Source organism: Anoxybacillus ayderensis, assembly GCF_000833605.1.
Taxonomy (GTDB): domain Bacteria; phylum Bacillota; class Bacilli; order Bacillales; family Anoxybacillaceae; genus Anoxybacillus; species Anoxybacillus ayderensis.
Genome location: NZ_JXTG01000036.1, coordinates 1 through 9,176, shown reverse-complemented (window position 1 = coordinate 9,176; position 9,176 = coordinate 1). Strand labels below are relative to the sequence as shown.

At 38.3% G+C, this 9,176-nt stretch carries 13 protein-coding genes and 1 pseudogene; 12 read left to right on the top strand and 2 right to left on the bottom strand.

Translation table 11 applies throughout. The features are described from left to right. The 4 genes from JV16_RS14510 to JV16_RS16060 all read left to right on the top strand — a co-directional run. Positions 1–559, top strand: a 559-nt coding sequence (locus JV16_RS14510; RefSeq protein WP_042536431.1) for an IS982 family transposase, incomplete at its 5' end; no start/stop codon positions are given. Between the two features lie 252 nt (positions 560–811). Further along, positions 812–2,272, top strand: coding sequence for a formylglycine-generating enzyme family protein (locus JV16_RS14505; RefSeq protein ID WP_042536430.1), 1,461 nt, complete (start codon positions 812–814; stop codon positions 2,270–2,272). 37 nt (positions 2,273–2,309) lie between these two features. Further along, positions 2,310–3,137 carry an MFS transporter gene (locus JV16_RS14500; RefSeq protein WP_244463842.1) on the top strand — a complete coding sequence of 276 codons (828 nt, stop codon included), beginning with the start codon at positions 2,310–2,312 and terminating at the stop codon, positions 3,135–3,137. Beyond that, positions 3,127–3,504: an MFS transporter gene (locus JV16_RS16060; RefSeq protein ID WP_244463841.1), complete on the top strand. Its 378-nt coding sequence runs from the start codon at positions 3,127–3,129 to the stop codon at positions 3,502–3,504. The genes JV16_RS14500 and JV16_RS16060 overlap by 11 nt, the downstream gene beginning before the upstream one ends. A gap of 173 nt (positions 3,505–3,677) precedes the next feature. Here JV16_RS16060 and JV16_RS16055 read toward each other — a convergent pair. After that, positions 3,678–3,803, bottom strand: a pseudogene (locus JV16_RS16055) (IS4 family transposase); the annotation flags it as partial. A gap of 40 nt (positions 3,804–3,843) precedes the next feature. Between JV16_RS16055 and JV16_RS16215 the strand changes: the two are divergent. From JV16_RS16215 to JV16_RS14465, 8 genes are all read left to right on the top strand, one after another. Beyond that, a complete protein-coding gene (locus JV16_RS16215) occupies positions 3,844–4,200 on the top strand; it encodes a hypothetical protein (RefSeq protein WP_420864996.1) in 357 nt (118 codons plus the stop codon). Then, entirely contained in the window at positions 4,136–4,786 is a 651-nt protein-coding gene (locus tag JV16_RS16045; RefSeq protein ID WP_084220392.1) for an IS630 family transposase, read from the top strand. Before JV16_RS16215 ends, JV16_RS16045 begins: the two co-directional genes overlap by 65 nt. Positions 4,787–4,849: 63 nt before the next feature. Beyond that, positions 4,850–5,626, top strand: coding sequence for a C39 family peptidase (locus JV16_RS14490; RefSeq protein ID WP_042536429.1), 777 nt, complete (start codon positions 4,850–4,852; stop codon positions 5,624–5,626). Between the two features lie 6 nt (positions 5,627–5,632). Continuing rightward, the gene (locus tag JV16_RS14485; protein WP_160289330.1) at positions 5,633–6,685 is read left to right on the top strand and encodes a TolB-like translocation protein; all 1,053 of its coding nucleotides are present in this window, start codon (positions 5,633–5,635) and stop codon (positions 6,683–6,685) included. A 105-nt stretch (positions 6,686–6,790) separates the two neighbouring features. Continuing rightward, positions 6,791–7,138, top strand: a complete 348-nt coding sequence (locus JV16_RS14480) for a hypothetical protein (RefSeq protein WP_042536427.1) — start codon at positions 6,791–6,793, stop codon at positions 7,136–7,138. A gap of 105 nt (positions 7,139–7,243) precedes the next feature. Further along, positions 7,244–7,546 carry a hypothetical protein gene (locus JV16_RS14475; RefSeq protein ID WP_021096026.1) on the top strand — a complete coding sequence of 101 codons (303 nt, stop codon included), beginning with the start codon at positions 7,244–7,246 and terminating at the stop codon, positions 7,544–7,546. A 79-nt stretch (positions 7,547–7,625) separates the two neighbouring features. Then, the gene (locus JV16_RS14470) at positions 7,626–8,459 is read left to right on the top strand and encodes a 5'-3' exonuclease (protein WP_042536426.1); all 834 of its coding nucleotides are present in this window, start codon (positions 7,626–7,628) and stop codon (positions 8,457–8,459) included. Positions 8,460–8,472: 13 nt separating this feature from the next. Further along, complete coding sequence (locus JV16_RS14465; RefSeq protein ID WP_042536425.1) at positions 8,473–8,940, top strand: hypothetical protein; 468 nt, start codon at positions 8,473–8,475, stop codon at positions 8,938–8,940. On the opposite strand, the gene JV16_RS14460 is transcribed toward JV16_RS14465, so the two are convergent. Next, positions 8,917–9,176 (bottom strand): transposase (locus JV16_RS14460; protein WP_042536424.1); only part of this gene is annotated, 260 nt, incomplete at its 5' end. The genes JV16_RS14465 and JV16_RS14460 overlap by 24 nt on opposite strands.

Genomic DNA, 9,176 nt, shown 5'->3' with positions numbered 1-9,176 from the left:
AGCGAAACGTGGTCAACACCATGCCTATGCGGTAGTAGATAGCATGCCAATCGAGTTGTGCCATGCCGCAAGAATGTACCGTGTCAAACGATTCCAAGGGATCGCGGACATCGGACTTTGTGCGTCGAAAAAGCAGTGGTACTATGGGTTTAAGTTTCATCTTCAAGTGACAGACCAAGGACTACCTATGGGATACGTGGTAACGGAGGCGTCCTGTCACGATCGAACCGCAGCTGAAACCGTCATGACTCAAATTCCTCATCGCTATAATTTGGGCGACAAAGGATTCATCAGTAGCGAATTGCAAAAAAAGTTGTATGAAGAGTACCAAATCGCTTTTTGGACTCCATCTCGCAAAAATCAGAAACACCGCCCATCTGAATCATGGGAGAAATGGCTCAAACAAAAACGTAAAGTTATAGAAACAGTGTTCTCCGTCCTCGTTGACCAGTATCGTATTACAGAAATTCGTGCTAATTCGATTTCAGGGTTTGAAGTGGCACTAGATGGCATATTGTTGGTGTATTCGCTTGTAACACTCGGGCTAGTTGAGCGCTAGCGCTCAACTAGCACCACGGGTTTAATTGTAATGTTTGGATATAAACATAGTTCTACTTAAATCTTAATTAACATTTCAACTTTTTAATTCATCATAAAAATAGATTGTCAGAAGTTCGATTTTTGGTGTACCCACTCGTTTTGGTATCCTGACGGAATCCATATTTATTTAGTCGGAAGTAGAATCTTTAAATTAAATTTTATATAAATTTCATACATATGGAAAAGCTGAATACCTATTGGAGGTAATAATATGTTGTGTAAAACTGCCGAACACCTGGATTTATATAATAAAGACATAGATATATTAAGTGAAGTAGAACAACTAATGGAGCAGACTTCGCCTAAGTGTGCGGAGGAATTTAGAGATTTGATTGATCATAAAATTTTACCTTTACTACATAAAGTTGAACATCCAGTAGCGGCCGAAAATATTTTTGGAATGTGTATGTCCCACCCGATAGCATATGTTAGATATAAGCTTATTGAAGTAGTTGAAAATTGGATCCCTTACTTTTCTGCGGTAGAAACCATAGTTAATCTTACTCTTGATCCAGATGACTTAGTTTCATTTAGGGCAATGGAGGTCTGTGGAAAATACAGAATTGAAGAAGCTATACCAAACCTTTCAAAAATAATTGGTGATGTAACAGAGAAGTTGCATTTTCCAAACAAACCGGTGGGGTTAGGTGCTCAAAAGGTTTTAGAAACGTTTCTGGATATTTTTGGAACGAAAAGTGAAGAGGAACTTCGAATGTTAAAACATTATTTTCAAACATATGGTGTGTTACCGGGAAACTATGACTTTGAAGAAAAAATTCCGACTGAATTGTTAGAAGAGTTCGAGAGAATTGAAGAGGAAGGAATGGTTTTTATTCCTGGTGGTTTTTTTGAATACGGATTAAATGAAAATGAAGTTCCTTACAAAACATTTAATTGGAATGATAGTGTTCCAAAAATGAAAGTTTGGCTTCCTCCATTTTTTATCGATAAGTATCCCGTTACTAATAAAGAATATGATGAATTTACCGATTTCATTGAAGAAAATGGACATATTTTTTGTCATCCTAATGAACCAGAGGGTAAAGAGCATAGACGTAATACTTACTGGGATCCGCGTTACAAACCTGACCATCCTGTGACTGGTATTGATTTTTATGATGCATTTGCTTTTGCGCGTTGGAAAGGGAAGGAGCTTCCTACTGAATTTCAATGGGAAAAAGCTGCTCGAGGACCCGAGGGATTAATATGGCCATGGGGTAATTCGTTTGATCCTACAAAGGTTAGATATTCGGGAAGTTTGTATGGTACAAACATTGATTCCTTGGACGAGTGGCGAAAAACGATATTAAAAGCTCATCAAGACACCTCACTTGATAGCTATACAATCTCATTAAAAAATCCAACGAACATAAGTTTTTATGGTGTTGTAGATATGGTTGGGAACACTTGGGAGTGGACCAGAAGTGATTTTAAAACTCGTAGAATGTTTCATCCTGTATGGGAAAGTACTCAAACGAAAGCCAACGCATTCGCAGTGCTCAAAGGGGGATCGTTTTACTCTCATCCAGGTTTAATGTTTCCATCGTATAGAGCCAAAGATATCCCATTTTGTCGACACAATGAAATGGGAATAAGATGTGTGAAAAATATTCCTGTTTATTTGATACAGAGAGCATTAAAAAAACCTATAACTAATAAAGCAATATATTAAGGTGTTGGTGATACTATTGACTTTGAATTTTTATAAGTTGGCATTTGGAAATGTTATTACAAATATTTCTGGTATTCTATATACAATTGTAGCAACATCTTTTATTTACGAATATACAAAATCTGCAACTCTTGCAGCAATTGCCGCATTGGTTAGAACTATAGCTAAAATTATTAGTGGGTTGCAACTTCCTTTTTATACAGAAAGATTTGAAATTACTAGACTAATTTCTTCTTTTTATTTATTTCAAGTGCTATTACTAAGTTTTTTTATAGTCTATTTTAAACTAATAGAATTAAACACATTCACAACAACATTTATATATTTATTTGTATTTTTTATTAGTTATATTGAAGGTATCATCTTGCCATGCCGTAATTCATTAGTTCCTAAGGTTGTGACACATACGCAATTATTTAGGGCAAATAATATTATTTCCTTCTTAGAACAAACAGTTAGCTTGTTATCTTGGGGGATGGGCGGGTTACTGGTAGTATACTTTGATAAACTTTGGATCTTAGTTGGTATAACTTTTTCCTATCTGTTTCCAGCCCTCCTCTTTAAATCAATGAATATAAAAATTGATAAGATGAAACATAAAAAGAAGAAAATATTTAGATTAGATGGTTGGAGAGTTGTAAAAAGCAATCCTTTTCTTCTGAAAATGTTGATAGTCGATATTATTGAAGGTATTGCTAGTGGTATATGGATTGGTGGTATTACTCTTGCTTTTGTTAGAGAGGTCTTGCATAAAGGAGAAAATTGGTGGGGATATATTAATACAAGCTATTACCTTGGTACTATTTTGAGTTCCAGTGTTTTAATTATAATTTCTTCTATTATTAAGAAGAAAATTGGTTATTAGTATGTCCTTAGGCTCATTAGGAGTTAGTGTATTTGTTTTTATATTTGGACTTAACAAAATTCCATTAATGTCTCTGGTTTTGGTTTTTGTGTTAGGGTTGTTTTATCAATTAAGAGATTCGGCTCAAAGAACTTTACTACAGCTTCACGTAAAAGATGATGATTTAACCGCATTTTATGGTTTTTATAGTTCAATAAATAGCGTGGTCTTTGGCTTTTCTATTTTCTTGATGGGAACAATATCGGATTTACTGGGTCCTCAAAATATTTATTTACTTGCGTCACTTATGACCTTAGTTAGCTCAATATTAATCTTTGTTGCATTAAAGAATCTAAAAATAGAGTTTAATGTAAACAAAACTATTTAGTTTCCTACACCTCTCTGTTTTTAGAGTTCCTTTATTGATGGTATCCGATATGGAGTGAATCAAAATCCTCATATCATTAATGGTTATATTCAAATATTTGGATTAATTATACAGTTACTTGGGCTAATCCACTTCTATTTTACTTAAATACGATGAAAAACCACGGCTGTTGATTATCCAAAATTAGGCATACTCTTCCCGTATATTCGGGCATACTCAAATAGGACAGCTGCCATCTCGGATTTCCATTCGAGAGGAAGTTGTCCAGAGAAAAAACGACGGACAAACGAAAGAAAAGATGCTTCTCTTCGAGTTCGCGTGACTGCCGTTCGCCTTGTCATGGAAGGGTTTCTTGGCAAAGATGTCGCACAAATGGTTAATCTATGCCGCCAATCGATTGCCCTCTACGTCGCACGCTTTAATGAAGGTGGGCTCGATCATTTACTCGATCGTCCATTTACTCGATCGTCGCTTGCCACCTGGTCGCGTGCCATTTCTGACGGAAGAACAACAACAGGAGATCAGACAACTGGTATGAACCACCACTCCTATGGATGTCGGGTGGGGCATTTCTTCATCATGGAACACACGTACATTATAATCTTACATCCAACAAACATATGGTGTTTCGATGTCACGGGAAGGTATTCGGAAGTTGTTGCATCGTCTTCGCTTGTCATGGACACGCCCGACTGATAAGCTTGTCAAAGGCGATCCAGTGCTTCAAGCGGTTAAAAAAAAACTCGAGTTTATAAAAAAACGAATCACGGAAGAAATCGTTTTGCTTCATGTCGATGAGACGCGTGTTCGTGCCTATCAAGCGCTTCGTACGACATGGGCAGAAGTAGGGAATCAAAAACAAGTACCAAGCTACGGTCACCACGCCCATGTGTCCATTTTTGGTGCCGTCGACGTGCAACAAGGCGATGTCGTGTTTCATCGCGCATCATCCGCCAACGCCGAAACGTTCCTCGACTTTTTGCGCCTGTTAAAAGAGAAATATTCCGATCGATTCATCGTGCTTGTGTTGGACAATGCGCGTATTCATCATGCCAACATGATGCAAGCTCTCCTTCAAAGCGAAGAAGGCGATGCCTTTCATTTTATTTTTCTCCCGCCGTATTCGCCCCATTTGAATCCGATTGAACGGCTGAAAGACGAAGTCATCGCCAACGTCCTGCATAAAGATCAAAAGGACATCGCCCAGTCGATTACTCGGTTTGAACAACATGTCTTACAGCATCCAGATGAGGTGTTACGCCGCATCGGGTGTGCTGCGTGAAACAGAGGTTAAAATGTCAATTTGGATGTATGTAAAAATTTCTAGTGGGAGGAGAATGAGGAGATGAGAAAGTTAGGATTGACAGTTTTATTGTTTCTATTTTTGTTTCCTACTATTGTTCATGGGGAACAGGGAGCTGCAGTCGATGATTTGACATTGACTCCTGAAAATTATGAAAAGTGGCTACAACTTGCAGAACAAAAAGATAAGGAACAAGAAGAATTGATGAAAGAAAGAATAAATATTCTATCAAATCCTGAAGGAGAATTTTATACTATCAATGTTACAATTAATATGCAGGAAAAAGGATATTGGTGTGGTCCAGCTTCTGCGAGACAGAGCTTGAGTTTCCATAAATCGAAATCAGAATCCAGTATACTTTTACCAAGTCAACAGACATTAGCAAGTAAAATAGGGACAACGACTGATGGAAGTTCAACTACAGGGATTGCTAATGCATTAAATAGCTACAAGGACACTTATTCATTGGATAGCTTATACGTGGCAGCTGATATCTCAAATCTTTCCAATCCTTTATATACATTTGAAACCCGAATAAAAAACGATTTGAAAAACCAAACTAATGCGCCCATCTTGTTGGTAGAAACACAGTACTTAACTTACTATAAGGGTAAGCAATTAAGGTACTATGTTACAGTAAGTGGATATTCGTATGAAAAGGCTACTGGCAAAAAAATGATTCGGATAGTTGATCCGAATTACGATACAAATTATTATGGAACACATTGGGAAGCGCTAGGATCTACAACAGAAAATGGAGTATTTCGAGCAGTGTACAATGCAGATTTAAATGGCTCGAATATGGCTATGGCTTATTGAGGGGATATGATGAAAAAGAAAATATATTTTCTATTATTATTTCTTGCTGGGACAGTTTCCATATGTGTTGGGTGTAGTGAAAAGAAATCAGACCTAGCAGAACGTATTACTACGCAATCAAACTTGCTAAAACTGGATGTTCCTTCTCCCAATTGGACGCATGCTGCGAAAGTAGGAGATGAATTATTTGTTGGAGTGAATGGTGATAAAACGAACCGTGCATCGGTGAATGAACTCATTTCTATGAATGTGAAAACAAAAGAACAGCGCGTGTTATTTCGCTCTAAACATTCGGAAGCGATTGTACAGTGGGTGCAGGCAAACAAACATTGGGTTGTTTGGGAGGATTCAACCTCCTTTGGAGATCTTTCAGTCATTTGGGGGATGGATCGGAAAAAAGGGGAAACGTTCCAAATTGCTGAATCTTCTTCTTCTTTCCCCACTGTCTTCGATCCGGTATTAAATGGGGATAATGTTGCTTGGACAGAAAAGGGAGCATCATTTGGGCAAGTGAAGCTTTATCATTTATCGACACGGCAGACGAAAACGATTGGTCGCACAGTATCGCAAGGGCTGTATAACGAGTTCGTCTCACTACGTGATGACAAAGTCGTATGGACCGATTCGGAAAATGGGAAAGGTTATTATTATATTTATGACATTCCTACAGGTACTACGAATAGGTACCAAGCCCCTGCTCCGTTTCCTGCTCATGCAGTTTATGACAATGGGTTGATTTATGCACTCCATTTTCGCGATCTACGATATTTAGATGATCAAAAGTTTGGGTATTTTGATGTGAAAAAGAAAGAGTTTTTTGTGTTTCCTGTTAAGCATGGGATTATTCACTATTTTGATGCTGCAAAAGGGAAAGTAGCGTTTTTGGATGAAAAAGGTCAAGTTTCCATTTATGAGAGACATGATGGAAAATGGAAAACAATAAAGGAGAAAATCGATCCCCATCCGCTTTTTCTCTATTTTGACCAACAAGGACATTTGATATTGAAATATGAGGATACGGAGCATGATCGGCGATGGCTTAATATTATTGAATGGTAAAATGGAACGGTGCCTGTCATCCCCCTGAGTTTTGCGTTGCGTTGTCTTTTTCGATAAATGTAATCCTATAAAAAATTATTTTTCATACAAAGGAATGCAATTCAAATGATTAAAACTGTTGTTTTCGTCTTGGTTAGTTTACTCTTGATTGGTTGCACGGGAACAAAGTCTTTTGAAGGGACGCTTTATAGTATTGGAGAAAATTATTTTATCGTGGACTGTTCCCATGAAGTAAAGAAAAGGAAAAATAATGTAGAGGATATAAGCTATCTTTGTACAGTCCGAATCACAGATCAAACAAAATTCAGTGACGAACATGGCAACAAATTAAGTGTTGACGACTTTACAGAAGAAGTAAAAGTGAAAGTCATTCTTGCCACTCCTCAGACTATAAGTCAAAGGAAAGAAAGTAGAGACATTGAGGCTAGGGAGATTATATTGCTTAATCGATAGAAAAATTGTCCGTTCGGTCACAGATTGGAAGAAAAGGGGACAGTCAAAACAGCGTAGGAGTTTGCCACTCTTTTTCTTTTATCCAGATGATAAAGGAAGTGAGTTATGAAACTATTTTTCAAAAAAGTTTTCCTGTCGATTGTATTGTTTTTCTTGACGCTTTCACTATTCAGTTCATGGTCTTTTGCGTGGGGTGTTTTTCCGATTGCGTTGTTGCTCATTTTGCTTGTTTGTATAGTGACAGAGGGTGTTCTTTTGTTTTTTGATAAGAAATTTCATTCGGCAGTCGTTTTGATTGTGGCAACGCTTGTATCCATTCCGTTTTATCCGTCTGTTGCCTTTGTCGTACCGATTTACATCGGAGCAGTTGGATACGATATCGGAAGAAGATTATTTGCAGAAGGCTAGCTTCATTATTTCTACCATCCCATCTGGGGTGGTTTTTTGTTATACTTGTTTCATCGATACATAGAAAGGATAACGAGTGATGGAACGAGAACATTTGTTGTTGATTGACGGAATGGCGTTATTGTTTCGGTCGTTTTATGCAACAGCGCCGAGATGGATGATGAATAGCCGTGGGGTGCCGACGAATGCGGTATATGGGGTAGTAAAGCATATCGAAGCGGCGACAAATGTGCTTCAACCGACGCATGTCGTTTGTTGTTGGGATATGGGAAGTACGACGTTTCGCACCGAATGGTTTCCGGACTATAAGGCGAATCGCGGAGAGCCACCGCATGAATTAATTCCACAGTTCGATTTGGCGAAAGAAGTCGTCGCGATGTTAGGTATCCCAAATATCGGTGTACTGAATGCCGAAGCGGACGATTGCATCGGCTCGCTTGTGAAACAATATCGTGAGGAGATGCGCATTTCGATTATGACCGGAGATCGCGATTTATTTCAGCTTCTTTCCGAGCATGTCACGGTTTACTTATTGGCAAAAGGAATCGGCAACTACGAAGCGTATACGCTCGACCGTTTTATTGAAGAAACAGGGATTCAGCCACAGCAGCTTATTGATGTGAAAGCGCTTATGGGTGATCCGAGCGACAATTATCCGGGCGTGCGCGGGATCGGGGAAAAACAAGCGGTTAAACTCGTTCAACAATATGGATCAATTGAAGGAATCATCGAAAATTTAGCGAACTTAACAAAAGCGCAACAACAAAAAATAACAACACATCTCGACTTGCTTCATTTATCGCGCAAACTCGCAGCCATTCATTGTAACATTCCGATTCATTTACGGTTGGAAGAGGCAAAATGGGATGGAGAGCAGAAGCAGTTTGCGGAAGTGTTAGAAGTGATTCGGTAAGGTGGGGTAAATCATGTTAGTAGAAGGAACAAGAAGTGGGTTGTTCCATTGTAGACGAAAAAGTCGGACGTTAAACAATAAAAAGGTGCTAAATGTATGTGAAAATTCCCTAAAAACACTAGATTTGAAGTTGTTTCCGATCATTGATGACTTTGAAATCATAGTGACAGTTAAAAGTAACAAGACATGGGGAAAACATCTTTTTTTCTATAGTGCGAAGCAGAATGAAATTCTCACTTCATTTCCATGGTGGGATTTTGTAGATCAATTATTAGTCGGTTGGGATGAACATGATATTCCAAACGGTACAATGGATCGACCTTTCTTTGACCTTGAACAAGGATGGCATATTATCATTTTCGAAAAACGTGACTATATGTATATTTTAGAAGGTAACGAGTATCATTGTGAATACAATAAAATGGTTCATCACCAAAAGATGTACTTGCACCTGCCATTAAAGTATGTTAGTCGTTTCTAACCGAACCCGTAATGCAAAACGCTGGATATTTCTGTATCCATATCCCCGACGTTTGATCAGCTTGATCTTGTTATTCGTTCCTTCCATTTTCCCATTCGAGTAAGGGGATAAAATGCAAGAAACGATTTCTTCTGTTCGCTTGACGAGCGCTTTTGCAATCGCGCGCACAACCGAACAAGGACAAAACGAATACCGATGAATCCAAGACTCCAAACGTCGTTTCGCCTGTTGCTCGT

What these genes read in the sequence shown, in the direction of transcription:
- JV16_RS16045 (WP_084220392.1), top strand. Translation starts at nt 4,136, where the DNA reads ATGTCACGGGAAGGTATTCGGAAGTTGTTGCATCGTCTTCGCTTGTCA.
- JV16_RS14480 (WP_042536427.1), top strand. Translation starts at nt 6,791, where the DNA reads ATGATTAAAACTGTTGTTTTCGTCTTGGTTAGTTTACTCTTGATTGGT.
- JV16_RS14490 (WP_042536429.1), top strand. Translation starts at nt 4,850, where the DNA reads ATGAGAAAGTTAGGATTGACAGTTTTATTGTTTCTATTTTTGTTTCCT.
- JV16_RS14485 (WP_160289330.1), top strand. Translation starts at nt 5,633, where the DNA reads ATGATGAAAAAGAAAATATATTTTCTATTATTATTTCTTGCTGGGACA.
- JV16_RS14475 (WP_021096026.1), top strand. Translation starts at nt 7,244, where the DNA reads ATGAAACTATTTTTCAAAAAAGTTTTCCTGTCGATTGTATTGTTTTTC.
- JV16_RS14505 (WP_042536430.1), top strand. Translation starts at nt 812, where the DNA reads ATGTTGTGTAAAACTGCCGAACACCTGGATTTATATAATAAAGACATA.
- JV16_RS16215 (WP_420864996.1), top strand. Translation starts at nt 3,844, where the DNA reads ATGGAAGGGTTTCTTGGCAAAGATGTCGCACAAATGGTTAATCTATGC.
- JV16_RS14465 (WP_042536425.1), top strand. Translation starts at nt 8,473, where the DNA reads ATGTTAGTAGAAGGAACAAGAAGTGGGTTGTTCCATTGTAGACGAAAA.
- JV16_RS14470 (WP_042536426.1), top strand. Translation starts at nt 7,626, where the DNA reads ATGGAACGAGAACATTTGTTGTTGATTGACGGAATGGCGTTATTGTTT.